31 protein-coding genes and 2 pseudogenes are annotated in these 23835 nt (G+C 52.4%); 32 read left to right on the forward strand and 1 reads right to left on the reverse strand.

The features are described 5' to 3' along the window. The 30 genes and pseudogenes from NA986_RS01070 (at position 1) to NA986_RS01215 (ending at position 22075) form a co-directional block, all read left to right on the forward strand. Positions 1–615, forward strand: a complete 615-nt coding sequence (locus NA986_RS01070; RefSeq protein ID WP_001005893.1) for a glycoside hydrolase family 19 protein — start codon at positions 1–3, stop codon at positions 613–615. Between the two features lie 207 nt (positions 616–822). Then, positions 823–1167, forward strand: a complete 345-nt coding sequence (gene lysC / locus NA986_RS01075; protein ID WP_001181625.1) for an Rz1-like lysis system protein LysC — start codon at positions 823–825, stop codon at positions 1165–1167. Between the two features lie 77 nt (positions 1168–1244). Then, positions 1245–1799 (forward strand): hypothetical protein, encoded by a 555-nt coding sequence (locus NA986_RS01080; RefSeq protein ID WP_001005132.1) that lies wholly within the window; start codon positions 1245–1247, stop codon positions 1797–1799. A gap of 50 nt (positions 1800–1849) precedes the next feature. After that, a complete protein-coding gene (locus tag NA986_RS01085) occupies positions 1850–2200 on the forward strand; it encodes an HNH endonuclease (protein ID WP_001135098.1) in 351 nt (116 codons plus the stop codon). Positions 2201–2325: 125 nt separating this feature from the next. Continuing rightward, the gene (locus tag NA986_RS01090; protein ID WP_000929174.1) at positions 2326–2811 is read left to right on the forward strand and encodes a phage terminase small subunit P27 family; all 486 of its coding nucleotides are present in this window, start codon (positions 2326–2328) and stop codon (positions 2809–2811) included. A 13-nt stretch (positions 2812–2824) separates the two neighbouring features. Continuing rightward, the gene (locus NA986_RS01095) at positions 2825–4558 is read left to right on the forward strand and encodes a terminase large subunit (RefSeq protein WP_000088161.1); all 1734 of its coding nucleotides are present in this window, start codon (positions 2825–2827) and stop codon (positions 4556–4558) included. Positions 4559–4569: 11 nt separating this feature from the next. Further along, positions 4570–4752, forward strand: coding sequence for a protein YmfR (gene ymfR, locus NA986_RS01100; protein WP_000605606.1), 183 nt, complete (start codon positions 4570–4572; stop codon positions 4750–4752). Continuing rightward, the gene (locus tag NA986_RS01105; protein ID WP_001514795.1) at positions 4752–5993 is read left to right on the forward strand and encodes a phage portal protein; all 1242 of its coding nucleotides are present in this window, start codon (positions 4752–4754) and stop codon (positions 5991–5993) included. The genes ymfR and NA986_RS01105 overlap by 1 nt, the downstream gene beginning before the upstream one ends. Beyond that, a complete protein-coding gene (locus NA986_RS01110; protein ID WP_021578635.1) occupies positions 5971–6621 on the forward strand; it encodes an HK97 family phage prohead protease in 651 nt (216 codons plus the stop codon). Before NA986_RS01105 ends, NA986_RS01110 begins: the two co-directional genes overlap by 23 nt. Positions 6622–6635: 14 nt before the next feature. Further along, complete coding sequence (locus NA986_RS01115) at positions 6636–7841, forward strand: phage major capsid protein (protein ID WP_021567480.1); 1206 nt, start codon at positions 6636–6638, stop codon at positions 7839–7841. A 49-nt stretch (positions 7842–7890) separates the two neighbouring features. Beyond that, positions 7891–8090: pseudogene (locus NA986_RS01120) on the forward strand (hypothetical protein). A gap of 2 nt (positions 8091–8092) precedes the next feature. Then, entirely contained in the window at positions 8093–8416 is a 324-nt protein-coding gene (locus NA986_RS01125) for a head-tail connector protein (RefSeq protein ID WP_000927719.1), read from the forward strand. Next, a complete protein-coding gene (locus tag NA986_RS01130) occupies positions 8413–8823 on the forward strand; it encodes a phage head closure protein (RefSeq protein ID WP_000702388.1) in 411 nt (136 codons plus the stop codon). The genes NA986_RS01125 and NA986_RS01130 overlap by 4 nt, the downstream gene beginning before the upstream one ends. After that, the gene (locus NA986_RS01135) at positions 8798–9304 is read left to right on the forward strand and encodes a hypothetical protein (protein WP_022630978.1); all 507 of its coding nucleotides are present in this window, start codon (positions 8798–8800) and stop codon (positions 9302–9304) included. Before NA986_RS01130 ends, NA986_RS01135 begins: the two co-directional genes overlap by 26 nt. Continuing rightward, a complete protein-coding gene (locus tag NA986_RS01140; protein WP_000779279.1) occupies positions 9301–9861 on the forward strand; it encodes a phage tail terminator protein in 561 nt (186 codons plus the stop codon). The genes NA986_RS01135 and NA986_RS01140 overlap by 4 nt, the downstream gene beginning before the upstream one ends. Before the next feature lie 8 nt (positions 9862–9869). Continuing rightward, a complete protein-coding gene (locus tag NA986_RS01145) occupies positions 9870–10040 on the forward strand; it encodes a DUF2635 domain-containing protein (protein WP_000497751.1) in 171 nt (56 codons plus the stop codon). Then, complete coding sequence (locus NA986_RS01150; RefSeq protein WP_022630977.1) at positions 10024–11520, forward strand: phage tail sheath subtilisin-like domain-containing protein; 1497 nt, start codon at positions 10024–10026, stop codon at positions 11518–11520. The genes NA986_RS01145 and NA986_RS01150 overlap by 17 nt, the downstream gene beginning before the upstream one ends. Then, a complete protein-coding gene (locus NA986_RS01155; RefSeq protein WP_000090998.1) occupies positions 11520–11876 on the forward strand; it encodes a phage tail tube protein in 357 nt (118 codons plus the stop codon). The genes NA986_RS01150 and NA986_RS01155 overlap by 1 nt, the downstream gene beginning before the upstream one ends. Beyond that, a complete protein-coding gene (locus NA986_RS01160) occupies positions 11876–12145 on the forward strand; it encodes a phage tail assembly protein (protein WP_000661047.1) in 270 nt (89 codons plus the stop codon). The genes NA986_RS01155 and NA986_RS01160 overlap by 1 nt, the downstream gene beginning before the upstream one ends. Positions 12146–12286: 141 nt before the next feature. Continuing rightward, positions 12287–14119, forward strand: a complete 1833-nt coding sequence (locus tag NA986_RS01165) for a phage tail tape measure protein (protein ID WP_023200330.1) — start codon at positions 12287–12289, stop codon at positions 14117–14119. 99 nt (positions 14120–14218) lie between these two features. Further along, on the forward strand, positions 14219–14713 hold the full coding sequence (locus NA986_RS01170; RefSeq protein WP_001219112.1) for a hypothetical protein: 495 nt from the start codon (positions 14219–14221) through the stop codon (positions 14711–14713). A gap of 90 nt (positions 14714–14803) precedes the next feature. After that, entirely contained in the window at positions 14804–16132 is a 1329-nt protein-coding gene (locus NA986_RS01175; RefSeq protein WP_000219913.1) for a DNA circularization protein, read from the forward strand. Continuing rightward, complete coding sequence (locus NA986_RS01180; protein WP_000999499.1) at positions 16129–17208, forward strand: phage baseplate assembly protein; 1080 nt, start codon at positions 16129–16131, stop codon at positions 17206–17208. The genes NA986_RS01175 and NA986_RS01180 overlap by 4 nt, the downstream gene beginning before the upstream one ends. Continuing rightward, positions 17208–17756: a phage baseplate assembly protein V gene (locus tag NA986_RS01185; RefSeq protein ID WP_022630975.1), complete on the forward strand. Its 549-nt coding sequence runs from the start codon at positions 17208–17210 to the stop codon at positions 17754–17756. The genes NA986_RS01180 and NA986_RS01185 overlap by 1 nt, the downstream gene beginning before the upstream one ends. Beyond that, complete coding sequence (locus tag NA986_RS01190) at positions 17756–18181, forward strand: phage GP46 family protein (RefSeq protein ID WP_000424732.1); 426 nt, start codon at positions 17756–17758, stop codon at positions 18179–18181. The genes NA986_RS01185 and NA986_RS01190 overlap by 1 nt, the downstream gene beginning before the upstream one ends. Further along, complete coding sequence (locus NA986_RS01195; RefSeq protein WP_022630974.1) at positions 18168–19226, forward strand: baseplate J/gp47 family protein; 1059 nt, start codon at positions 18168–18170, stop codon at positions 19224–19226. The genes NA986_RS01190 and NA986_RS01195 overlap by 14 nt, the downstream gene beginning before the upstream one ends. After that, a complete protein-coding gene (locus tag NA986_RS01200) occupies positions 19217–19801 on the forward strand; it encodes a YmfQ family protein (RefSeq protein ID WP_000383548.1) in 585 nt (194 codons plus the stop codon). Before NA986_RS01195 ends, NA986_RS01200 begins: the two co-directional genes overlap by 10 nt. A gap of 3 nt (positions 19802–19804) precedes the next feature. Next, positions 19805–21337: a hypothetical protein gene (locus NA986_RS01205; protein WP_023200332.1), complete on the forward strand. Its 1533-nt coding sequence runs from the start codon at positions 19805–19807 to the stop codon at positions 21335–21337. After that, positions 21337–21912, forward strand: a complete 576-nt coding sequence (locus NA986_RS01210) for a tail fiber assembly protein (RefSeq protein ID WP_000760500.1) — start codon at positions 21337–21339, stop codon at positions 21910–21912. Before NA986_RS01205 ends, NA986_RS01210 begins: the two co-directional genes overlap by 1 nt. Next, on the forward strand, positions 21902–22075 hold the full coding sequence (locus NA986_RS01215; protein WP_000267959.1) for a hypothetical protein: 174 nt from the start codon (positions 21902–21904) through the stop codon (positions 22073–22075). Before NA986_RS01210 ends, NA986_RS01215 begins: the two co-directional genes overlap by 11 nt. 75 nt (positions 22076–22150) lie before the next feature. Here NA986_RS01215 and NA986_RS01220 read toward each other — a convergent pair whose 3' ends face one another. Beyond that, positions 22151–23284 (reverse strand): acyltransferase family protein, encoded by a 1134-nt coding sequence (locus NA986_RS01220; protein WP_001259328.1) that lies wholly within the window; start codon positions 23282–23284, stop codon positions 22151–22153. Positions 23285–23335: 51 nt separating this feature from the next. Here NA986_RS01220 and NA986_RS01225 point away from each other — a divergent pair, with 51 nt between their 5' ends. Both NA986_RS01225 and NA986_RS01230 read left to right on the forward strand, forming a co-directional pair. Beyond that, positions 23336–23710, forward strand: coding sequence for a DUF1353 domain-containing protein (locus NA986_RS01225; protein WP_000532385.1), 375 nt, complete (start codon positions 23336–23338; stop codon positions 23708–23710). Further along, positions 23697–23828 (forward strand): annotated as a pseudogene (locus NA986_RS01230) (tail fiber assembly protein); the annotation flags it as partial. The gene NA986_RS01225 and the pseudogene NA986_RS01230, both read left to right, overlap by 14 nt. Between the last annotated feature and the right edge of the window lie 7 nt (positions 23829–23835).

The raw sequence follows: 23835 nt of genomic DNA on the forward strand, positions 1-23835 counted from the left end.
ATGAACGAGTCTCAATTTCAGCAGGCGGCTGGTATCAGCGCCGAACTGGCCGCGCGCTGGTTTCCGCACATTGATGCGGCGATGAAGGAATTCGGCATTACAGCACCAGCGGATCAGGCGATGTTTATCGCTCAGGTAGGCCATGAGTCGATGGGGTTTAGCGCCGTAGTTGAAAATTTTAACTACACGCCATCTGCGCTGGTGGCGACGTTCGGAAAGAGGATCACACAGCAGCAGGCTGATGCCCTTGGCAGAACATCCGGACATGCAGCTCGTCAGGATGCTATTGCCAATCTGGTGTATAGCAACCGGCTGGGTAACAAAGCACCCGGTGATGGCTGGAAATATCGTGGTAGAGGATTAATTCAAATCACTGGCCTCCATAATTATCGCATCTGTGGCGCGGCGCTGAAGTTAGATCTGGTGACTTCACCTGAACAACTGGAACAGGAACTACAGGCTGCGCGCTCAGCTGCATGGTTCTACACCTCTAAAGGTTGCATGATCTACGGTGCCGATATTAACCGTGTTACGCGCATCATTAACGGCGGTTTGAACGGTATTGAGGATCGTAAGGTCCGATACAACAAGGCGCGGGCGGCGCTGCTGGTATGAAGATGAGTTATTGGGCGCTCATTTTAACGTTTATTGCTTGTGTCGCTGGTGGTCTTGTCTGGTCAGCGAATCACTATCATGGAAAGTTTCTGGAGGAGCAGAAGCGTGCTGATGCTGCGGAACAGCGAGCTGATTCTACTGAGGCTATCACCGAGAATGTTCTGCGTACTATGGCAATAACGAACATCATTCAGGAGGCGAATCAACATGCAAAACAGCAGATCGCACTGGAGTCACAGAGAACCCAGGAAGATATCAAAGTGGCTGTTGCGGATGATGATTGTGCTTCACGTCCTGTGCCTGATGTCGCTGCTGACCGGTTGCGGAAGTACGCGGACAGTATACGTGCAGGTTCCAACGATGCCGTTACCGGCGAACCTGCTCGCTGAAACTCCACAGCCAGTTATACCCAATCCTCTGACTTATGGGGATAGTCTTAGTTTGAATGTAAGTCTGCTATCAGCACTGGGGCTATGTAACCGTGATAAGTCTGATCTTCGTAGGCTAGGAGAGCAAAAGTACAATCTACATTTGAATAATAATATTCATTAGGTGAAATATTTTTATTTGACTGTTCTAGTTATTATGCTTTTAGTTACAATACTCTCACTATTAACAGTGAGGTAAAAATGAACGAAAATTATATTGCATATGAGACACTTGTAGCAAACCGTGCTGCTGCTGAGTGGGCTTGTTGGGCAATGATTGCATCTTGGGTGAGTGCTGGAGCTACTATTGTTACTTTGTTTTTGGCGTTCAAGGCATTATTTACGTGGCGGGAACAAGAGAAAACAAAAGTAAAAATAGATTTTAGGAATGCATTAAAGAAATTAAAGACAGCTCTATTATTTATGCCTGTCAATATTGACCCCGAGCAACTCAATGATGAACGAGAGCAAGTTATTGCTAAATGGCTATTTAAAGATGTAGATCTTATTAGCCAGCAAATTGAGTTGGGAGAAGAGAATGTTAAAAGATTTGATGAGCTTTTGAGTATTTTTGATTGTTGCCAATCTTCATGGTTTGCGACAGAGCACTTATTTGATAATACTGAGTTAGAAAAAGTTTGGCATGAGTTCGAGTCTAACTTTAATAAATATATAAATGGTGGTGAGAGTAAGGATTTACTTATGAAAATGCTTGATAAGCTCATCTCTTCTAGATTTGTATTTGAGTCAAGGTAATTGCCTTTGAGCATTTTTCTTTATTATTTTACTTATTATAAATTTTTTATATGCCCCCTAGAATCCCAAAAGCCTGCCGCGTTCGTGGTTGCCGCCAAACTACCACTGATCCGTCAGGCTATTGTGAAAGTCACAAAAGCGAAGGCTGGAAGCAATACAAGCCAGGACAATCCCGTCATCAGCGCGGCTACGGTTCGAAGTGGGACAGTATCCGCGCGCGTGTCCTGAAGCGTGACAAAGGCCTGTGTCAGTTATGTCTGCGTGCCGGTGTGGTGCGTGAGGCGAAAACCGTTGACCACATTATTCCTAAAGCGCATGGCGGCACTGATGCTGACTGCAATCTGCAGAGTCTGTGCTGGCCGTGTCATAAGGCGAAGACGGCCCGTGAACGGCTGAAGTAAGAACCAGTTCCCGCTGCCAGAGGGGAGGGGCGGGTCAAATCCCTGTGACCTGACGTCTTCCGGACTGCCCGCCCCATCGTTTTTTTATACCCGCGAAAAATGAAATTTAACCAGGAGTGCCGCATATGGCTGGAACGGCGGGGCGTTCCGGGCGTCGCCCCAAGCCAACGGCGCGCAAGGCGCTGGCCGGAAACCCCGGCAAGCGAGCCCTGAATAAAGATGAACCTGTTTTTACGCCCATCAAAGGTGTTGAGCCACCGGAGTGGTTCGCTGAAGAAGATCTCCCTCTCGCCACGATCATGTGGCAACTGACAACCAAAGAACTCTGCGGTCAGGGCCTGCTGTGCGTGACTGACCTGGCGGTACTTGAGCGGTGGTGTGTGGCCTATGAATTCTGGCGACGTGCCGTGAAAAATATTGCCAGACAGGGCAACACCATCACCGGTGCAATGGGCGGCATGGTCAAAAATCCGGAGCTGACCGCCAAAAAAGAACAGGAGTCCGAGATGAGCAGCACGGGGGCAATGCTCGGACTCGACCCCAGCAGCCGCCAGCGTCTGATTGGCCTGGCGGGGAAGAAGAAAGCCACTAACCCGTTTCTGACAATCTGAAAATCATCGAATCATGAGCCGGAAATCTTACCCCAACGTAAATGCAGCCAATCAGTATGCCCGGGATGTCGTGCGCGGAAAGATTGTTGCCTGCCAGTTTGTGATTCAGGCCTGCCAGCGCCATCTTGATGACCTGATGGCGGAAAAAAGTAAGTCGTTTCGTTACCGCTTCGACAAGGACCTGGCTGAACGGGCCGCGAAATTTATTCAGCTGTTGCCGCACACCAAGGGGGAGTGGGCATTCAAACGGATGCCCATCACGCTGGAGCCGTGGCAGCTATTTGTGATCTGCTGTGCGTTTGGCTGGGTCAATAAAGGCACCCGGTTGCGCCGCTTCCGGGAGGTGTACACCGAAATCCCCCGTAAGAACGGCAAATCAGCAATCTCTGCCGGTGTTGCCCTGTATTGTTTTGCCTGTGATAACGAGTTTGGCGCGGAAGTGTATTCCGGTGCCACGACAGAGAAACAGGCGTGGGAAGTCTTTCGCCCGGCGCGACTGATGTGTAAACGCACACCCATGCTGACAGAAGCGTTCGGGATTGAGGTTAACGCCTCAAACATGAACCGTCCGGAGGATGGCGCGCGGTTTGAACCGCTGATCGGCAACCCAGGTGATGGTTCATCACCCCACTGTGCCGTGGTGGATGAATATCACGAGCATGCCACCGATGCGCTTTATACCACAATGCTTACCGGGATGGGGGCGCGACGTCAGCCACTGATGTGGGCCATCACCACCGCCGGGTACAACATTGAGGGGCCGTGCTACGACAAACGGCGGGAAGTCATCGAGATGCTCAACGGCTCGGTGCCTAACGATGAACTGTTCGGGATCATCTATACCGTTGATGAAGGTGACGACTGGACCGACCCGCAGGTGCTGGAAAAAGCCAATCCAAATATTGGCGTGTCGGTTTATCGCGAATTTTTGTTAAGTCAGCAGCAGCGTGCGAAAAATAATGCCCGTCTGGCAAACGTCTTTAAAACAAAACACCTCAATATCTGGGTGTCGGCGCGTTCGGCGTATTTCAACCTGGTGAGCTGGCAGAGCTGCGAGGATAAATCACTGACTCTTGAGCAGTTCGAGGGGCAGCCGTGCATTCTGGCCTTTGACCTGGCGCGTAAGCTGGATATGAACAGCATGGCGCGACTTTATACCCGCGAGATTGACGGTAAAACGCATTACTACAGTGTGGCCCCGCGTTTCTGGGTACCGTATGACACGGTGTACAGCGTCGAGAAAAATGAAGATCGCCGGACAGCCGAACGCTTTCAGAAATGGGTGGAAATGGGCGTTCTGACCGTTACCGATGGTGCAGAGGTGGATTATCGCTACATCCTCGAAGAGGCCAAAGCGGCGAACAAAATCAGCCCGGTCAGTGAGTCACCCATCGACCCTTTTGGAGCGACCGGGCTGTCACATGACCTTGCTGATGAAGACCTGAATCCCGTTACTATCGTCCAGAACTTCGCCAATATGTCCGACCCGATGAAAGAGCTGGAGGCAGCGATTGAATCGGGACGCTTTCATCATGACGGCAATCCCATCATGACCTGGTGTATCGGCAATGTGGTCGGCAAAAACATGCCAGGTAACGATGATTTAGTGAAGCCCGTCAAAGAGCAGGCGGAAAACAAAATCGATGGTGCAGTTGCGCTGATTATGGCGGTTGGCAGAGCCATGCTGTACGAGAAAGAAGACACGCTGTCTGACCACATTGAGTCCTATGGGATCCGCTCGCTTTAACTGAGGTAATTATGATCATGCTGATTCTCGCGCCTCTGGTGGGCGTGCTGGGTGCGCTTTTGCTGGCGTATGGTGCCTGGCTGATTTATCCCCCGGCGGGTTTTGTTGTTGCCGGGGCGCTGTGCCTGTTCTGGTCGTGGCTGGTGGCGCGATATCTCGACCGTACACAGTCGTCTGTCGGCGGAGGTAAATAGTGTTCTTTTCGGGATTATTTCAACGAAAAAGTGACGCACCGGTGACCACGCCAGCAGAGCTGGCGGATGCCATCGGGCTGTCGTATGACACCTATACCGGAAAGCAGATCAGCAGTCAGCGGGCCATGCGACTGACGGCGGTTTTTTCCTGCGTCAGAGTGCTGGCAGAGTCGGTCGGGATGTTGCCCTGCAATCTGTATCACCTGAACGGCAGCCTGAAGCAGAGAGCCACCGGCGAACGTCTGCATAAACTGATCTCCACGCATCCCAATGGCTATATGACGCCGCAGGAGTTCTGGGAGCTGGTGGTCACCTGTCTGTGCCTGAGGGGAAACTTTTACGCCTACAAAGTGAAAGCATTTGGCGAAGTGGCTGAACTGCTGCCCGTCGATCCCGGCAGTGTGGTACCGAAGCTTAACAGTAGCTGGGAACCGGTCTATCAGGTCACATTCCCGGATGGCTCCACGGATGTACTGAGCCAGGAGGATATCTGGCATGTGCGTACGCTGACGCTGGACGGACTGGTGGGGCTGAATCCCATCGCCTATGCCCGCGAGGCAATATCGCTGGCGGCAGCGACCGAAGAGCACGGGGCCAGACTGTTCAGCAATGGCGCGGTGACATCGGGTGTTTTGCGTACAGAGCAGACGCTGTCGGATCAGGCTTATGAGCGCCTGAAGAAAGATTTTGAGGAGCGTCACACCGGGCTTGGCAATGCTCACCGCCCGATGATCCTTGAGATGGGGCTGGACTGGAAGTCGATGGCGTTGAACGCAGAGGACAGCCAGTTCCTGGAAACCCGCAAGTTTCAGCTTGAAGAAATTTGTCGTCTGTTCCGTGTGCCATTGCACATGGTGCAGAACACCGATCGCGCCACCTTCAACAATATCGAAGAGCTGGGGCTCGGATTTATCAACTATTCACTGGTGCCGTATCTGACCCGCATTGAGCAGCGGATCAACACCGGACTGGTACGAAAAAGTAAGCAGGGTGTTTATTACGCCAAATTTAACGCCGGGGCGTTACTGCGCGGGGATATGAAGTCCCGTTTTGAAGCCTACGCCACCGGGATTAACTGGGGAATTTACTCTCCCAATGACTGCCGCGACCTGGAAGATATGAATCCGCGTCCCGGTGGTGATGTCTATCTCACACCGATGAACATGACCACGAAACCCTCCGATGGCAGTAAAGCCGGTAAGCAGAAGGATAACGCCAATGCAGACGAAACAACGTCTTGATGTACCGCTGAGTCTGAAATCTGTCAGTGACTCCGGTGAGTTTGAAGGATATGGCTCCGTCTTTGGTGTAAAGGACAGCCACGATGATGTGGTGATGTCCGGGGCATTTGCTGCGTCCCTGCGGGCGTGGAGTGACAGAAAAGCGTTACCTGCGCTGCTCTGGCAGCACCGCATGGATGAGCCCATCGGTGTTTACACCGAAATGAAGGAAGACGATGTCGGGCTTTACGTCAGGGGGCGGTTGCTCATTGATGATGATCCCCTGGCAAAACGCGCACATGCACACATGAAGGCCGGTTCGTTAACCGGCCTTTCTATTGGGTACGTCCTGAAGGACTGGGAATACGACCGGACGAAAGAAGCCTTTCTGCTGAAAGAAATCGACCTCTGGGAAGTCAGTCTGGTGACGTTTCCGTCTAACGACGAGGCGCGGATCAGCGACGTCAAGAACGCGCTGGCCCGCGGGGAAATCCCCGAACAGAAAAAAATCGAAAGAGTCCTGCGTGATGTCGGACTCTCCCGTACCCAGGCCAAAGCATTCATGGCCGGGGGCTATAGCGCACTGTCCCTGCGCGACGCTGAGGATGTGGGCTCTGCACTGAATGCACTGAAAAATCTGAACTTCTAATCAGGAGAAATACGATGGCGGTAGATATTAAAGATGTCGAACAGGTCGCGCAGGAGCTGCAGCAGAAGTTTGACGACTTCAAAGCAAAGAACGACAAGCGCGTGGATGCGATTGAGCAGGAAAAAGGCAAGCTTGCCGGGCAGGTGGAAACTCTGAACGGGAAACTCAGCGAGCTGGAAAATCTCAAAAGCGATCTTGAAAAAGAGCTGCTTGAGCTGAAACGTCCGGCAGGTGGCGCGCAAAATAAACTGGCCACCGAGCATAAAGAAGCGTTTGTGGGCTTTTTGCGTAAAGGCCGTGAAGATGGTCTGCGCGATCTGGAGCGTAAGGCATTGCAGGTGGGCACCGATGAAGACGGTGGCTATGCCGTGCCGGAAGCGCTGGATCGCAACATTCTCACCCTGCTGAAAGATGAAGTGGTGATGCGCCAGGAAGCCACGGTGATCACCGTTGGCGGTTCCGACTACAAAAAACTGGTGAATCTGGGCGGCACGGCTTCCGGATGGGTGGGGGAAACGGATACGCGATCCCAGACTGCCACCTCCAGACTGGAGCTGATTGAACCTCTCATGGGGGAAATCTACGGCAACCCGCAGGCCACCCAGAAAATGCTGGACGATGCCTTCTTCAACGTGGAGGCCTGGATCAACAGCGAGCTGGCAACCGAATTTGCCGAACAGGAAGAAATTGCCTTTACCTCAGGCGATGGCACCAAGAAGCCGAAAGGGTTCCTGGCGTATGAATCCACTGATGAAACCGACAAGGTCCGGGCGTTCGGCAAACTTCAGCATATTGTATCCGGCGAAGCGACCGCGGTGACCGCAGACGCCATTATCAAACTGATTTACACGCTGCGTAAGGCACACCGCACTGGCGCGAAGTTCATGATGAACAACAACAGCCTGTTTGCCATCCGTCTGCTGAAAGACACCGAGGGTAACTATCTGTGGCGTCCGGGGCTGGAACTGGGGCAGCCGTCCTCTCTGGCGGGTTACGGTATCGCTGAAAACGAACAGATGCCGGATATCGCCGCTGATGCGAAAGCCATTGCATTTGGTAACTTCAAACGGGGTTACACCATCGTTGACCGTATCGGCACCCGCATTCTGCGTGACCCGTACACCAATAAACCGTTTGTCGGTTTTTATACCACCAAGCGCACCGGCGGGATGCTGGTCGATTCGCAGGCCATCAAACTGCTGAAGATTGCAGCGGCGTAATCACTCAGGGGCGCGGAACCGCGCCCCCTGTTCTGACGGGTGAAGAATCATGATCCTGAAACAAGATCTGAAATGGTCACCGGACGGTATGCGTGTTGAGGTCATTCAGGCCGGTGAGTATGACGACGGGGCGCTTCCTGCCCGGGTGCAGGAGATTGCACTTCAGGCCGGGTTAGCAGAGCGCGGAATCAGTGCAAAAAGCAGTAAAGCGGCAAAAGAGAAAAAGCCACGACCAGTAAAGAGGGCTGAGTATGCTTCTGACAATGGAAGAGATTAAAGCCCAACTCCGGCTGGATGAGGATTTCGATACTGATGACCGCCATCTGCAACTGCTGGCATGTGCGGCACAAAAGCGGACGGAAACGTATCTGAACCGGAAGCTCTATGCACCGGATGAAACCATTCCGGACAGCGATCCGGACGGGCTGCACCTGCCGGATGATATTCGTCTGGGGATGCTGATGCTTATCAGCCATTTTTACGAAAACCGCTCGTCGGTTACGGAAGTGGAGAAACTCGACATGCCGCAGAGTTTTGGCTGGCTTGTCGGCCCGTACAGGTACTTTCCGCAATGAAAATTCGTCAGGCGCAGACCAGCGCAACCTACATTCTGCCGGACCCCGGTGAACTGAATAAACGCGTCCTGATCCGCCTGCGGGTGGATATGCCCGCGGATAACTTTGGCGTGGAGCCTCAATACCCGGTTACGTTCCGGACATGGGCGAAGGTTATCCAGACCAGTGCCACCACCTGGCAGGAAACCGCGCAGACCGGGGACGCCATCACCCATTACATCACCATTCGTTACCGCCGGGGGATCACCGCTGATTATGAGGTGGTCTGCGGTGACAGTGTGTACCGGGTGAAACGTCAGCGCGATCTGAACGGGGCGCGGCGCTTTCTGCTGCTGGAGTGTACGGAGCTGGGCGAATGTAGGCAGAGTCACGGAGGCAACAATGACGACTTCCTTTTTGCACGTTGATTTTCAGCAGCCCGCGGAGATGCGCTTTAACCGCGCCCGTGTCCGGCGGGCGTTTGTCACGATTGGTCAGCGTCATATGCGTGATGCCCGTCGGCTGGTGATGCGCCGTGCGCGGTCGGCACCGGGTGAAAACCCCGGTTATCAGACCGGACGCCTGGCTCGTTCGATTGGTTACATGGTACCCAGAGCCAGTAAACATCGCCCTGGTTTTATGGCACGTATAGCCCCTAACCAGCGTAATGGAGAGGGAAACCGCCGTATCACCGGTGATTTTTATCCGGCTTTTTTGTTCTATGGCGTGAGGCGAGGGGAAAAGCGTCGTCGCAGCCATCATCGTGGTGCATCCGGTGGCAGCGGCTGGCGACTTGCTCCACGTAATAACTTCATGGTGGAAACGCTTGAAAAGAACCGCAGCTGGACACGCTATTTTCTGGCGCGGGAATTGCGTAAATCACTGAAGCCGGAGCGACGACACAGATGAAACTGACGCCTGTTATTGCTGCACTGCGTGCCCGCTGTCCGTATTTTGAAAACCGGGTTGCAGGCGCGGCCCAGTTCAAAAATCTGCCGGAGGTCGGAAAGCTGAAGCTTCCGGCGGCATATGTGGTACCGGGTGATGATTCTCCGGGAGAAAACAAAAGCCAGACCGACTACTGGCAGGAGCTGAAAGAGGGTTTCTCCGTGGTTGTCATACTGAGTAACGGGCGTGATGAGCGCGGTCAGTTTGCCTCGTATGATGTGGTGGACGATGTCCGGCAGATGCTCTTTAAGGCTCTGCTGGGCTGGAACCCGGAGGCGTGCGGTAACCCGATTACCTATGACGGCGGCACGCTGCTGGATCTGAATCGTCATGAGCTGATTTATCAGTTCGATTTTTCGGTCATCAGCGAGCTGACTGAAGACGATACCCGCCAGCAGGATGATCTGAACAGTCTGGATGAACTGCAAACGCTGGCGATTGATGTTGATTATCTCGAGCCCGGTAACGGGCCTGACGGCGATATCGAACATCACACCGAAATAACTCTTCCTTCCTGAGGATCCTCATGTTTGTCAAACCTGTTAAAGGGCGGTCAGTTCCTGATCCTGCCCGCGGCGACCTTTTGCCCGCCGAAGGGCGAAATGTTGACGAGAACAACTACTGGCTGCGCCGTGAAGCAGCTGGTGATATCCGGCGCGTGAATAAAAAGGTGAATACCGATGACGATAAGCTTTAACACCATTCCGTCGAATACGCTGGTTCCGTTGTTTTATGCGGAAATGGATAACCAGGCGGCGAATACTGCACAGGACAGCGGAGCATCGCTGCTGATTGGTCATGCCAATAACGGTGCAGAGATTGTTGCCAACAGTCTGGTACTGATGCCGTCGGCAGACTATGCACGCCAGATTTGTGGTGCGGGAAGTCAGCTGGCGCGTATGGTCGAGGCTTATCGCCAGACTGACCCGTTTGGCGAGCTGTATGTGATTGCCGTTCCTGAATCCACAGGCGCGGCGGCAACGGTTACGCTGACGGTGACCGGGGCGGCAACCGAAACCGGCACGGTGAATGTGTATGTGGGACGTACCCGCGTGCAGGCACCGGTGACTAACGGCGATAACGTCACGATGATTGCCAGCAGTATCCAGGATGCCATCAATGCCGTTCCGACCCTGCCGTTTACGGCTTCATCTTCGGCAGGCGTGGTCACACTGACCGCGCGTCATAAGGGGCTTTGCGGGAATGAAATTCCTGTCAGCCTCAATTACTACGGCTTTGGTGGGGGCGAAGTGCTGCCAGCGGGCGTACAGATTGCCGTGGCGACGGGTACCGCCGGAACGGGTGCTCCGGTTCTCACCGGCGCGGTGGCTGCAATGGCGGATGAGCCGTTTGATTATATTGGCCTGCCGTTCAACGACACGGCCTCCGTTAACACGCTGGTGACCGAGATGAACGATACCAGCGGTCGCTGGAGCTATGCGCGTCAGCTGTATGGTCATGTGTATACGGCAAAGACCGGCACGCTGTCAGAACTGGTGACCGCAGGTGACCAGTTTAACCAGCAGCACATTACCCTGGCGGGGTACGAAAAAGACACCCAGACGCCTGCCGACGAGCTGGCGGCAAGCCGTACCGCCCGCGCAGCGGTGTTTATCCGCAACGATCCGGCACGTCCCACGCAGACCGGTGAGCTGGTGGGTATGCTGCCTGCGCCGAAGGGGAAACGGTTCACGATGACCGAGCAGCAGACCCTGCTGTCTCATGGCGTGGCAACGGCGTATGTCGAAAGCGGGGTGCTGCGCATTCAGCGTGATGTCACCACGTACAGGAAAAATGCTTACGGGGTTGCGGATAACAGCTACCTCGACAGCGAGACGCTGCATACCAGTGCGTATGTACTGCGCAAACTGAAATCCGTCATTACCAGTAAGTACGGGCGTCACAAGCTTGCCAGCGACGGTACCCGCTTTGGTCCCGGTCAGGCGATTGTCACCCCGGCGGTAATCAAAGGGGAACTGCTGGCAACCTACCGTCAGCTTGAGCGTGCGGGGATCGTGGAAAACTACGAACTGTTTAAGCAGTACCTGGTTGTGGAGCGTGATGCCAGCGATCCGAACCGCCTGAACACGCTGTTCCCGCCTGACTATGTTAACCAGTTGCGTGTTTTTGCCGTGGTTAACCAGTTCCGTCTTCAGTATTCAGAGGAGTCTGCATAATGGCCCGTATCGGGGGAACCTGTTATTTCAAAATTGACGGTCAGCAGCTATCGCTGACCGGCGGCATTGAGGTGCCCATGAACAGGACGGTCAATGATGACATCATCGGCCTGGACGGTTCAGTGGACCGCAAGGAAACTCACCGTGCGCCTTATGTCAAAGGGACCTTCAAGGTGCCGAAGAATTTTCCGGTGAGCAAAATCACCTCGTCTGATGAGATGACCATCACTGCCGAGCTGGCGAACGGTCAGGTCTATGTATTGTCGTCCGCCTGGCTGCACGGAGAAGCGAACCATAATGCCGAAGAAGGCACGGTTGATCTTGAGTTCCACGGTGAAGAAGGGGATTACCAGTAATGAAAGAGCTTGAGTTAAAGAAACCGATTATCGCTCATGGTGAGACACTCTCCGTACTGGAGTTTGATGAACCCACCGGGAAGGATGTCCGCGAGCTGGGGTATCCCTACCAGATGAATCAGGATGAGTCCGTCAGACTTCTGGCGCATGTGGTGTCGAAATACATTGTGCGGCTGGCGAAAGTGCCGCAAAGCTCTGTCGACCAGATGTCTCCGGCAGACCTGAATGCAGCGGCGTGGCTTGTGGCTGGTTTTTTCCTCCAGGCCTGACGGCTGAATACCTCACTGATCGCTTCTTTGACTGCGCCAGCTACTGGCGCATTAATCCCTTCGAATTGCTGAGTATGCCGATCAGTGAAATTCCCTTGCTGGTCAGTCAGGCAAACAGGATAGAGCAGGAGAAACGCACACATGGCTGAATTTGAGCTTAAGGCGTTGATCACCGGTGTCGACAGGCTTTCTCCCGCGCTGTCGAAAATGCAAAAGAAAATCCGGGGATTTAAACGCCAGGCGGAAGAAGCGTCACAGGGTGGGCTGGCGCTTGGGGGCGGATTGGCAGCGGGTCTGACGCTTTCCCTGAAATCTTATGCCGATCAGGAAAACGCCGCCACCGGGCTGAAAGTCGCCATGATGGATGCGAACGGCGAGGTTGGAAAGAGCTTTCAGGACATCAATAAACTGGCTATTGGCCTGGGTAACCAGCTACCTGGTACAACGGCTGATTTCCAGAACATGATGCAGATGCTGGTGCGTCAGGGGATCCCGGCAGAAAACATTCTGGGTGGTGTGGGTAAAGCGACAGCTTATCTTGCGGTACAACTGAAAAAAACACCGGAAGCGGCTGCTGAGTTTGCTGCAAAGATGCAGGATGCTACCGGAACGGCGTCAGAAGACATGATGGGGCTGTTCGACACTATCCAGAAGGCGTTTTATCTGGGCGTTGACGATACCAACATGTTGTCCTTCTTCACTAAAACCAGTTCTGTTCTGAAGATGGTGAACAAGGATGGTCTTCAGGCTGCACAGAGCCTTGCCCCCATCAGCGTCATGATGGATCAGATGGGGATGAACGGGGAGTCGGCAGGTAATGCCCTGCGAAAAGTTATCCAGTCCGGATTAAGCGTTAAGAAAATCAGGGACGTTAATAAAGTTATGGCCCGCCAGAAACTCGGGGTACAGCTCGATTTTACTGACGGCAAAGGAAGTTTTGGCGGTCTTGATAACATGTTCAGGCAACTGGCAAAGCTGCGAAAACTGACCGACGTTAAGCGAACAGGTGTACTTAAGGCAATATTTGGTGATGATGCCGAAACCCTTCAGGTGGTCAATGCACTAATCGATAAAGGAAAGGATGGCTACGATCAGATCCAGCAGAAGATGAATAAACAGGCCAGCCTGAATAAACGTGTTCAGGCACAGCTTGGTACGCTGTCCAACCTGTGGGAGGCAATGACAGGGACCGCAACTAACGGCCTTGCGGCTATTGGCGGCGCATTTTCTGGTGACGCTAAAAATATCACACAATGGCTGGGGGAGTTGGGGGAGAAATTCACGAAGTTTGCGGATGAAAATCCCCGGGTTATTCGCGGCGTCGTCGGGCTTGCTGCCGGTCTTGCGATTCTGAAACTGGGATTGATGGGCGTGGGCAGTGCCATCAGTATTGTCAGCAGGATTATGTCGATGACGCCGATTGGCATGATTGCGACGGCGATTGCTCTGGCTGCGGGATTAATTATCACTAACTGGGATGTTGTCGGACCTTATTTCAAGAAGCTCTGGGAAACCATTGGTCCTTATTTTGAGGCAGGTTGGGAACTTCTGAAGAAGGTTTTTGCCTGGTCGCCGCTGGGGATGGTGATCAATAACTGGGGACCGGTTGTTAAGTGGTTTCAGGATATGTGGGACAAGCTGAAGCCAATTATTGAGTGGTTTACCGACAGTTTCGGTGACACGGTCGATGCCATTAACTCTGCGCAGTGGGGCGCGGGTGCTTATGATGCTTATGGGACGGGAATACCGGCGCGGGGATACACACCTTATCCGGCGGTGGATCCGGCTCAGTCAAACAACGCCTCCGATGCCACAGGCTCGAATCCCTTCATGATTAACAAAGCTTCTGTGCCAAAAGTTGATGGTGAGATCAAGGTATCTTTTGTGAATTCGCCTCCGGGTATGCGGGTTATGGAAACGCGATCCAGCGGTTTTGATGTCAGCCATGATGTTGGCTATACGCGGTTCAGGTAGTGTACAAAATGATTAATGTGTTTTTGTCTGGCATAATTTGGGTTTTCAGCTTTAAGTAGTTAATATAATCATTCCTTACAAATGATTGAAGGGATGATTATGCGTATCTTTGTTTTTTTTATATCTGCACTTTTATCTTTTAACTTGGCTGCGGAAGAGTGTAAGTTCAGCTTTAATGAGTCAGAATTAATCTCTTCTATAGGTATTGCACCAGTTAAGCAAGAGATAATAAAGGACGAAGGAATAACTAAGCGGCAATATGAATTCAGAAGAGAATTATCTTCTGAAGAAATGCTTAGTGATGACGCTGATGAAAAATATGAGCCGCAGTTTTATATATCTGTTTATAATCCATCATGCCCACAAAAGGTTATTGTTTGGTTTTTCAAAGACAATAAAAACACAATGGATTTAAGTAATGAGGTCCTTGCTGGTAGAGCGTTCAAGTATTTAACTGGTGTTAATGAAAGTATTTTTGAAAATAAAATGAAAAAGTTTTTAAAGGTACAGTCATTTGAATCTTTTGATGAAAGGACAGATTCTAAATTTATAAAGAGTGGTGATATTTATTCCATTGATGTTCAACTCAGATAGTAATTAAAAATATTAGGTTCCCGCCACATCTTCTGCGATGTAAATAACTGACAAAGCAGATTTGGCGGGTTTTTTGTATCCGGAGTTTATATGACGTGGAAAGACAGGCTTCAGGATGCGTCATTTCGCGGCGTACCGTTTAAGGTTGAAGAAGAAAGTGCGGGAACCGGTCGCCGTGTGGAAACACACGAATATCCGAACCGCGACAAGCCCTATACCGAAGATCTGGGAAAAGTCACTTTCCGCCCGTCCATCACAGCTTATGTGGTGGGAGATGACTGCTTTGACCAGCGCGATCGCCTGATTGACGCGCTGAATAAACCCGGTCCCGGCACGCTTGTCCACCCGACATATGGTGAGCTGAAAGTCTGTGTTGACGGGGAAGTTCGGGTCAGCACATCGAAAAGTGAAGGGCGTATTGTCCGCTTTGACCTGAAGTTTGTCGAAGCAGGAGAACTCTCTTACCCCACATCAGGTGCGGCGACGGCGCAGACGCTGATGTCATCCTGTTCTGCACTGGATGACTGCATCAGTGACAGCTTCAGCGGTTTCAGTATCGATGGTGTGGCGGATTTCGTGCAGAACGACGTTATCGGTAATGCCAGCATAATGCTGGGGTATGTTTCTGATGCGATGAAAGTGGTGGATTCTGCCGTATCGGATGCCGCCAGGCTGTTGCAGGGGGATATCTCGGTACTTCTGCCGCCGCCATCGTCAGGCAAAAATTTCGTTGAGCAGGTGCAGAAAATGTGGCGTACCGGGAAACGCCTTTATGGTAACGCCAGCGACCTGGTCACCATGATCAAAACGCTTTCCGGTGTCAGCCTCGGCAGCGATCTGCAACCGCGCGGCGTCTGGAAAACGGACAGTAAAACCACCGCCACGGCGACGCAGCAGCGTAACGTGGTTGCCAGCACCCTTCGTACGACCGCAATCAGCGAAGCGGCGTATGCCGTCACCCGATTGCCTGCGCCAACAACTTCCGCGGTGATGCAGAATTCCGCAGTGGGGCAGGCAACAACACCCGCGCAGAGCACTGGCTGGCCTTCCGTCACGCATCCGGCACTGAACAATGCACCGGCGGTGAAAAACACGGTTGACCTGCCGACGTGGGAAGAACTGACTGACATTCGCGACACACTGAATACGGCAATTGATAAGGAGTTGTCCCGTACAACCAGCGATGCGCTGTTTCTGGCGCTGCGCCGGGTGAAAGCAGATCTGAATGCGGATATCAACACGCGCCTTGAACAGTCTGCACGGATCATTCAGCGCACACCGGATGAGGTTTTACCCGCGCTGGTGCTGGCGGCGACCTGGTTTGATAACGCGGCGCGTGACGCGGACATTATCCGGCGTAATGCCATTACGCATCCCGGCTTTGTGCCGGTGATCCCTCTGAAGGTGCCAGTGCAATGAACGACAATGTCACGCTACGGGTAAATGGCCGGGAGTGGAATGGCTGGACATCGGTGCGCATCGGTGCCGGTATTGAACGGCTGGCGCGGGATTTCAGTGTGGAGATCACCCGCCAGTGGCCGGGAGATGAGGGTATCACCACGCTTCAGCCGCGCATTAAAAACGGTTCAAAAGTGGAGGTGCTGATTGGTGATGAGCTGGTGATCACCGGCTGGGTGGAGGCGACGCCCGTTCGTTACGATGCCCGTTCGGTCAGCACCGGTATTGCCGGACGCAGTCTGACCGCTGACCTGATTGACTGTGCAGCCGAACCGACACAGTTTAATGGACGATCGCTGGTACAGATTGCGCAGGCGCTTGCTGCGCCTTTCGGCATTGAGGTGGTGAACAACGGTGCGCCGTCGGGTGTTATTCCTGATGTCCAGCCTGATCACGGTGAAACGGTGATTGAGGTAATCAACAAAATACTCGGTCAGCAGCAGGCACTGGCTTACGACGACCCGCACGGCAGGCTGGTGATTGGCGGTATTGGCTCAACGCGGGCACATACTGCGCTGGTACTCGGGGAAAACATCCTTTCCTGCGATACGGAGAAGAGTATCCGGGAGCGGTTTTCTGTTTACCAGGTGGCGGGGCAGCGTGCCGGAAACGACGATGATTTCGGTGAGGCCACCACCACCGCGCTGCGGGCCCGCACAGAGGACGCATTTATTGCCCGTTACCGTCCGATGTATATCAGGCAGACAGGGCAGGCTACGGGGGCAGGCTGTATTGCCCGTGCGGACTTTGAAGCCCGACAACGGGCGGCGCGGACGGATGAAACCACCTATGTGGTGCAGGGCTGGCGACAGGGTAACGGTACGCTGTGGCAGCCCAACCAGCGGGTGATTGTCTTTGATCCGGTCTGTGGTTTCGACAATACCGAACTGCTTGTTTCGGAAGTCACGTTTACTCAGGACCAGAACGGCACCCTGACGGAAATCCGTGTCGGCCCACCTGATGCTTATCTGCCTGAACCCGAAGCCCCCGGCGCGCGGAAAAAGAAAAAAGCCAGAGTACAGGAGGACCCGTTCTGATGAGGACGATTGAAGCCATGCAGCGACAACTCCTCGGCCTGATTGGGCGGGCCGTGGTGAAAAGCATCAGTGCCGCCACGAAATGTCAGACCGTGGATGTGTCCCTGATTGCCGGTGAACCCAAAGCCGGGGTTGAACATCTTGAACCCTACGGTTTTACCTCAAGGGCAAACAGCGGTGCGGAAGCGGTGGTGTTGTTTCCGGATGGCGACCGTTCTCATGCGGTGGTTGTTACGGTGTCGGACCGGCGCTACCGCCTGAAAGGGCTGCAGACGGGTGAGGTGGCTGTCTATGACGATCAGGGGCAGTCCGTGACGCTGACCCGGGAGGGGCTCGTGGTGGACGGTGCAGGTAAAACGATCACGTTTCGCAATTCACCTAAAGCGCGTTTTGAAATGGACCTGGAAGTGACCGGACAGGTGAAAGACCTGTGCGATTCCGGCGGCACCACCATGTCAGCGATGCGGCTTGCCTATAACGGCCATCGTCACAGAGAGAACGGTCAGGGCAGTAACACCGACAAACCGGATAAAGCGATGGAGGCATGATGGAACTGTGGCTGACGGTGAACGGTAAACGCACCTGCGCCAGCGCACCGCTGGATCCGCTGACCCGCGCCGTGGTGATTTCCCTGTTCACCTGGCGGCGGGCGGAGCCTGATGATAATGCCGACGTCCCGATGGGATGGTGGGGGGATACCTGGCCTGCGGTACAGAATGACCGTTACGGCTCCCGACTGTGGCTGCTTCAGCGCAGCAAACTGACCAATCAGCTGGTGCAGACGGTAAGGGGGTATATCCGCGAATGCCTGCAATGGATGATTGATGACGGCGTGGTGTCCCGTATTGATCTGGATATCCGCCGCACCGGGATTAATGAACTGGGTAACAGTATCACTCTCTGGCGTCGTGACGGACCGGTAATGATTTCTTTTGATGATCTGTGGAGTGCGATAACGCATGGCGGACAGTGAATTTCAGCGCCCGACGCTGGCAGAAAATATCAGTATGCTCCGTAACGATTTATTCGCCAGGCTGGACGTCAGCGACACGCTCCGGCGCATGGATGAAGACGTGCGGGCAAAGGTGTATGCGGCGGCGCTGCATACGGTTTACGGTTACATCGATTATCTGGCAATGAACATGCTGCCTGACCTGTGCGATGAGTCCTGGCTGGCGCGACATGCTGCGATGAAACGGTGTCCGCGCAAGGAGGCCACGGCTGCCAGCGGGTATATGCGCTGGGAAGGTGTCAGCGATGGCCTGAAGGTGACTGCCGGGAGTGTTATTCAGCGCGATGACCTGGTTCAGTACACGGCAACTGCCGATGCAACCAGCTCTGGTGGTGTCCTGCGCGTGCCGATCGCCTGCTCAAGTGCAGGTGCGGTCGGTAACGCTGACGACGGTACGGCATTAATCCTGGTCACGCCGGTGAATGGTCTGCCGTCTTCCGGTGTGGCTGACACCCTGACAGGCGGATTTGATACTGAAGAGCTGGAAACGTGGCGCGCCCGCGTCATTGAGCGGTATTACTGGACGCCTCAGGGCGGGGCTGACGGGGACTATGTCGTCTGGGCTAAAGAAGTGCCCGGCATTACCCGCGCATGGACATACCGTCACTGGATGGGAACGGGAACTGTCGGTGTGATGATTGCCAGCAGTGACCTGATTAATCCCATTCCGGAAGAATCAACGGAAACGGCGGCAAGACAACATATCGAGCCACTGGCCCCGGTGGCAGGCTCTGATTTGTATGTGTTCAGGCCGGTGGCACATACGGTGGATTTTCATATCCGTGTGACGCCGGACACACCGGAAATACGGGCTGTCATCACCGCGGAGTTGCGTTCGTTCCTGCTGCGTGATGGTTATCCGCAGGGAGAACTGAAGGTATCGCGTATCAGTGAGGCGATTTCCGGTGCGAACGGGGAATACAGCCATCAGTTGCTTGCACCGGCAGACAATATCTCCATTGCAAAAAATGAACTGGCGGTTCTGGGGACGATTTCATGGACGTGACAAACGATGATTACATCCGTCTGTTGTCGGCACTGCTGCCGCCCGGTCCGGCGTGGTCAGCCAGCGATCCGGCGATTGCAGGTGCGGCACCGTCATTAACCCGTGTTCATCAGCGTGCGGATGCCCTGATGCGGGAGTTGGATCCGCGCACCACCACTGAACTGATAAACCGCTGGGAGCGTCTGTGCGGTCTGCCGGATGAATGTATTCCCGCAGGGACACAGACCCTTCGCCAGCGTCAGCAACGGCTGGATGCGAAGGTTAATCTGGCGGGCGGCATCAATGAGGATTTTTACCTTGCACAGCTTGCTGCCCTGGGCAGACCAGACGCCACTATCACGCGATACGATAAAAGTACGTTCACCTGCTCATCGGCCTGTACTGACGCGGTGAATGCGCCGGAATGGCGGTATTACTGGCAGGTCAACATGCCAGCCGCCACCAACACCACCTGGATGACATGTGGCGATCCCTGTGATTCCGCACTGCGTATCTGGGGCGACACCGTTGTCGAGTGCGTGCTTAACAAACTCTGCCCTTCGCATACCTACGTAATTTTTAAATATCCGGAGTAATCCATGCATCGTATAGACACGAAAACCGCGCAGAAGGATAAGTTCGGCGCGGGTAAGAACGGTTTTACCCGTGGTAACCCCCAGACCGGAACGCCTGCCACCGATCTGGATGATGACTACTTTGACATGTTGCAGGAGGAGCTTTGCAGCGTGGTGGAGGCATCCGGTGCCAGCCTGGAGAAGGGGCGGCACGACCAGCTGCTTACCGCGCTTCGTGCGCTGCTGTTAAGCCGCAAGAATCCGTTTGGCGATATCAAATCGGACGGCACGGTGAAAACGGCTCTCGAAAACCTTGGTTTAGGAGAAACGATAAATCTCGCTGCGGGTGCACTGCAAAAATCGCAGAATGGCGGCGATATTCCGGACAAAAAACAATTTGCGAGAACTATCGGCGCGGTAACATCGACTACCATTACACTTGGTGAATCAGGCTGGTTCAAAATCGCCACGGTTGTAATGCCGCAGGCTACATCAACAGCGGTGATTAAACTGTACGGTGGGGCGGGGTTTAACGCTGGTTCACCTGAACAGGCGGCAATCAGCGAACTGGTATTGCGTGCCGGTAATGGCTCACCTGTTGGAATAACTGCCACGTTGTGGAGACGCTCGCCTGCTGCGGCTAACGAGGTCGCATGGGTTAATACATCAGGCGACACCTACGATATTTATATTAATATCGGCCAGTATGCGTACTGGTTAATTGCGCAATATGACTACACCGGTAATGCAAATGTCACGTTGCACAGTACGCCTGAATATTCATCAGTACAGCCGGGAAACTCAACCAGCGGTCAGACATATACAATTTACAGTAGTCTGATGAAACCAACAGCCGGTGATGTGGGTGCATTGCCGATTACAGGGGGACAGCTAAACGGTCCGTTAAGCATTGGTACTGACAATGCACTGGGCGGTAATTCAATTGTACTCGGTGATAACGATACCGGTTTTAAACAGAACGGTGACGGGATACTGGATACATACGCGAACAACCAGCACACCGTTCGTGTCGCTCCCGGTGAAATGATGGTTCTGGGAGCTATTCGCGCAGGCAAAGAAAAAAAACTGTCACTAACGAGTAATAATAATTCGACAATGACAGCCACGTTTAACTTATGGGGCGACGCAAACAGGCCCACTGTAATTGAACTGGATGATGATCAGGGATGGCAGTTATACAGCCAGCGAAACCCTGATGGTTCAGTCCTGTTTACGGTCAATGGCGATATCACCGCTAACGTACTGCGTGCAGGCGGGGCCATCTATCAGAATAACGGTGATATCTTTGGTTCGCTATGGGGAAATGGCTGGTTAAGTACCTGGATTAATAATAATCTCGTCTTAGATGTTCAGTTAGGGGCCGGCACATCAGTGACTACCTGGAACAATGCAGGGTCATGGCCTAACACTCCCGGATATGTAGTTACCTCCGTCTGGAAAGATTATCAGGGCGAAAATATTGATGGTATTAATTATGCGCCTTTGCAAAAACGAGTCGGGAATCAGTGGTATACCGTACAAGGGGGAACGGTATAATGAAAAAATATCAGGATATTAAAAATTTCAGACTGATTGACGCGCCTGTAAACAGGGGTAAAACTCAGGCCGAAATAAATATAGGTGCATATTTTCTGGAGTCAGAAGACGGGCAGGACTGGTATGAGTGTCAGTCATTATTTTCTGATGATACTGCAAAAATAATGTACGACCCTGAGGGGGTGATCTGGGGTGTTGTTAATAAGCCAGTCCCGCAACGTGGAAACACATATGCTGTATCAATGTTGTGGCCGGTTAATATGTCTGTTGCGGAAATAGACGCTGCTGACTGTCCTGATGATTGCCGTGGTGATGGTACGTGGTTATATCAGGACGGTAAAGTCGTTCAGCGGGGTTATTCTCCGGAAGAGCTGCGTAAAAAGGCTGAGGCTGAAAAAATTCGTCGCCTTTCTGAAGCTGAATCAGCCATCGCACCACTGGCGCGGGCAGTAAAACTAAAAATTGCCACAGATGAAGAGATTAAACGGCTTGAAGCATGGGAACTCTACAGCGTAATGGTTAACCGTGTGGATACAGCTTCCCCTGACTGGCCGGAGGTGCCGGATGTGGCGTGAAGCGCGTCTGGCTTTTACGGATTCCCTGGCTGCGCTGGATTGTTCCGTCGTTCCGGCGCATCCGTGGATTCACGGTTTGGGGCAACAGACAGATAACTGGGCAGGTATGATGCAGGCAATGGTCTTCAGGGATTTAAAATCCATGGGCGCCAACTGCAAATGAAAAAGGATACTGGAATGATAATAACGGTAATTAAATAAAGCAACGCCCGGACTACCGGGCGTATATAAATTATTTTTATTGCAGACTGCCGTATGGAAGAGGGTTCTTTAATAGATTTTTCTGTTTTAACTTATTTTTTATCCTCTGAGTCAGATTAATCTCTATGTATTTATGTGTAAAGTGAGCTGCCAGGATAGATATCCCGATAGCCAGCAACACGGATGGGATCATCTTAAAATCCGAATATCCGACAGCTCCAACTCTTTTTACCACAGCAAGACCAACTGCGCTATGGAGCAGATATAACGAAAATGAGATGTTTCCCACATAAGTCAAAAAACGGGGGATAAATGCCAGCAATAAAGATTCCCCAAGCGTGAGGGCAAGAACAAAGAACCCCAAAACAAGGGAACTTTTCCTGTCCAACGCATGGATGTTTCCAGTATATATTCCCCAAATAATATATATTAGTAGTACGATAGCACTAATACCTGATAATAATTCTATTTTTCTTGAAGGAAAGTTTTGTTTTATTTTGATGTACAGCCAGCCAACTATAACTCCAATAATAAACTCCAGTAGAAGAGGGTTTGTCAGAAAACCGAAGTATGGAGATGAAAAAGGATAACCTTGTACATTTATTGTTGGTTGGTATCCTGCTATCACAGGTATGATGCTGGTTACCAGAACGCCCCAAGTGACGAGCGCCAGAACTCGGTGTTTAACCAGCAGACATAAAGCGAATACAAGGTAGAAATAAATTTCGTAGTTGAGTGTCCATCGAATATTATACGTACCACCATCGTCAATGTAGAGTGGCGGTGTAGAGGTTTTGTATAATGTGAATGTCAACGCACTTAAAATGTTTTGCACTTTGTCTGGATAATGAAAAGTGCTCATAGCGCCTTCAAGAAGAAAGGCTATGACAAGACAAAGATAGTATAACGGAATGATACGTATTACCCTGTTAAGCAAGAACCGAACCAGAGATGCTTTCCCTCGCATATAACTCCAGGTAGTATAAACCATTATAAAACCGCTAATAATGAAGAAAATATCAACACCGATAATTCCAGGGCTAAATACTTTATCCCATATTGTAGGGTTTCCTTTAGCTCCATCATTCAGAAAGCCTCTATAATGGAACAACACAACCAGTAACGCAGCAATACCACGCAGTGCTTGCAGAGAGTGTAACTTTGTGCGCATAACATCCCCTCAAAAAGAACTCATTATCGCACAGGTAGAACAATAATTACCATGGGCCGTTTCACAACTCCCGCAATTCTTGAAATGCTGGACCATTTCTTATGGCGCGTATACGAGCCTTTTGAATTTTACCTCAGTGACGACATCAGCGATATAATCAGTGTACCAGCTGGATTCATTACCGACTTTGCCACGATACCACGCATATTCTGGACGTTCATGCCGCCAGATGGCAAATATTCCAAAACCGCAATAATTCACAACTGGATTTACGACAACGCGCTGCGCACGAAAAAAGAAGCCGATTTGATACTCCTGGACAGAATGACCGTACTTGGCGTGCCGAAGTGGAAACGGATAGTGATGCATCTGGCGGTCAGGTGGTTTGGCAGGGGGATGTATGGGAAAGAACGTTGCAACAGATGATGAGAAAGCGCAGCTCGACGAATGGAAAAAATACAGGGTGCTGGTAAACCGGGTGGATACATCGACCGCGACAAAAATCGACTGGCCTAAGAAACCTGAACAACCGCGTACCTTATAGGTTGATT

It is taken from the genome of Salmonella sp. NW177, from assembly GCF_051811585.1.
In the GTDB taxonomy this organism is placed as follows: Bacteria; Pseudomonadota; Gammaproteobacteria; order Enterobacterales; family Enterobacteriaceae; genus Salmonella; species Salmonella enterica.

Bases quoted from the DNA above. Each gene is read 5' to 3' on its own strand.
- NA986_RS01070 (WP_001005893.1), top strand. From the start codon at position 1: ATGAACGAGTCTCAATTTCAGCAGGCGGCTGGTATCAGCGCCGAACTG.
- lysC (WP_001181625.1), top strand. From the start codon at position 823: ATGCAAAACAGCAGATCGCACTGGAGTCACAGAGAACCCAGGAAGATA.
- NA986_RS01080 (WP_001005132.1), top strand. From the start codon at position 1,245: ATGAACGAAAATTATATTGCATATGAGACACTTGTAGCAAACCGTGCT.
- NA986_RS01085 (WP_001135098.1), top strand. From the start codon at position 1,850: ATGCCCCCTAGAATCCCAAAAGCCTGCCGCGTTCGTGGTTGCCGCCAA.
- NA986_RS01090 (WP_000929174.1), top strand. From the start codon at position 2,326: ATGGCTGGAACGGCGGGGCGTTCCGGGCGTCGCCCCAAGCCAACGGCG.
- NA986_RS01095 (WP_000088161.1), top strand. From the start codon at position 2,825: ATGAGCCGGAAATCTTACCCCAACGTAAATGCAGCCAATCAGTATGCC.
- ymfR (WP_000605606.1), top strand. From the start codon at position 4,570: ATGATCATGCTGATTCTCGCGCCTCTGGTGGGCGTGCTGGGTGCGCTT.
- NA986_RS01110 (WP_021578635.1), top strand. From the start codon at position 5,971: ATGCAGACGAAACAACGTCTTGATGTACCGCTGAGTCTGAAATCTGTC.
- NA986_RS01115 (WP_021567480.1), top strand. From the start codon at position 6,636: ATGGCGGTAGATATTAAAGATGTCGAACAGGTCGCGCAGGAGCTGCAG.
- NA986_RS01125 (WP_000927719.1), top strand. From the start codon at position 8,093: ATGCTTCTGACAATGGAAGAGATTAAAGCCCAACTCCGGCTGGATGAG.
- NA986_RS01130 (WP_000702388.1), top strand. From the start codon at position 8,413: ATGAAAATTCGTCAGGCGCAGACCAGCGCAACCTACATTCTGCCGGAC.
- NA986_RS01135 (WP_022630978.1), top strand. From the start codon at position 8,798: ATGACGACTTCCTTTTTGCACGTTGATTTTCAGCAGCCCGCGGAGATG.
- NA986_RS01140 (WP_000779279.1), top strand. From the start codon at position 9,301: ATGAAACTGACGCCTGTTATTGCTGCACTGCGTGCCCGCTGTCCGTAT.
- NA986_RS01145 (WP_000497751.1), top strand. From the start codon at position 9,870: ATGTTTGTCAAACCTGTTAAAGGGCGGTCAGTTCCTGATCCTGCCCGC.
- NA986_RS01150 (WP_022630977.1), top strand. From the start codon at position 10,024: ATGACGATAAGCTTTAACACCATTCCGTCGAATACGCTGGTTCCGTTG.
- NA986_RS01155 (WP_000090998.1), top strand. From the start codon at position 11,520: ATGGCCCGTATCGGGGGAACCTGTTATTTCAAAATTGACGGTCAGCAG.
- NA986_RS01160 (WP_000661047.1), top strand. From the start codon at position 11,876: ATGAAAGAGCTTGAGTTAAAGAAACCGATTATCGCTCATGGTGAGACA.
- NA986_RS01165 (WP_023200330.1), top strand. From the start codon at position 12,287: ATGGCTGAATTTGAGCTTAAGGCGTTGATCACCGGTGTCGACAGGCTT.
- NA986_RS01170 (WP_001219112.1), top strand. From the start codon at position 14,219: ATGCGTATCTTTGTTTTTTTTATATCTGCACTTTTATCTTTTAACTTG.
- NA986_RS01175 (WP_000219913.1), top strand. From the start codon at position 14,804: ATGACGTGGAAAGACAGGCTTCAGGATGCGTCATTTCGCGGCGTACCG.
- NA986_RS01180 (WP_000999499.1), top strand. From the start codon at position 16,129: ATGAACGACAATGTCACGCTACGGGTAAATGGCCGGGAGTGGAATGGC.
- NA986_RS01185 (WP_022630975.1), top strand. From the start codon at position 17,208: ATGAGGACGATTGAAGCCATGCAGCGACAACTCCTCGGCCTGATTGGG.
- NA986_RS01190 (WP_000424732.1), top strand. From the start codon at position 17,756: ATGGAACTGTGGCTGACGGTGAACGGTAAACGCACCTGCGCCAGCGCA.
- NA986_RS01195 (WP_022630974.1), top strand. From the start codon at position 18,168: ATGGCGGACAGTGAATTTCAGCGCCCGACGCTGGCAGAAAATATCAGT.
- NA986_RS01200 (WP_000383548.1), top strand. From the start codon at position 19,217: ATGGACGTGACAAACGATGATTACATCCGTCTGTTGTCGGCACTGCTG.
- NA986_RS01205 (WP_023200332.1), top strand. From the start codon at position 19,805: ATGCATCGTATAGACACGAAAACCGCGCAGAAGGATAAGTTCGGCGCG.
- NA986_RS01210 (WP_000760500.1), top strand. From the start codon at position 21,337: ATGAAAAAATATCAGGATATTAAAAATTTCAGACTGATTGACGCGCCT.
- NA986_RS01215 (WP_000267959.1), top strand. From the start codon at position 21,902: ATGTGGCGTGAAGCGCGTCTGGCTTTTACGGATTCCCTGGCTGCGCTG.
- NA986_RS01220 (WP_001259328.1), bottom strand. From the start codon at position 23,284: ATGCGCACAAAGTTACACTCTCTGCAAGCACTGCGTGGTATTGCTGCG.
- NA986_RS01225 (WP_000532385.1), top strand. From the start codon at position 23,336: ATGGGCCGTTTCACAACTCCCGCAATTCTTGAAATGCTGGACCATTTC.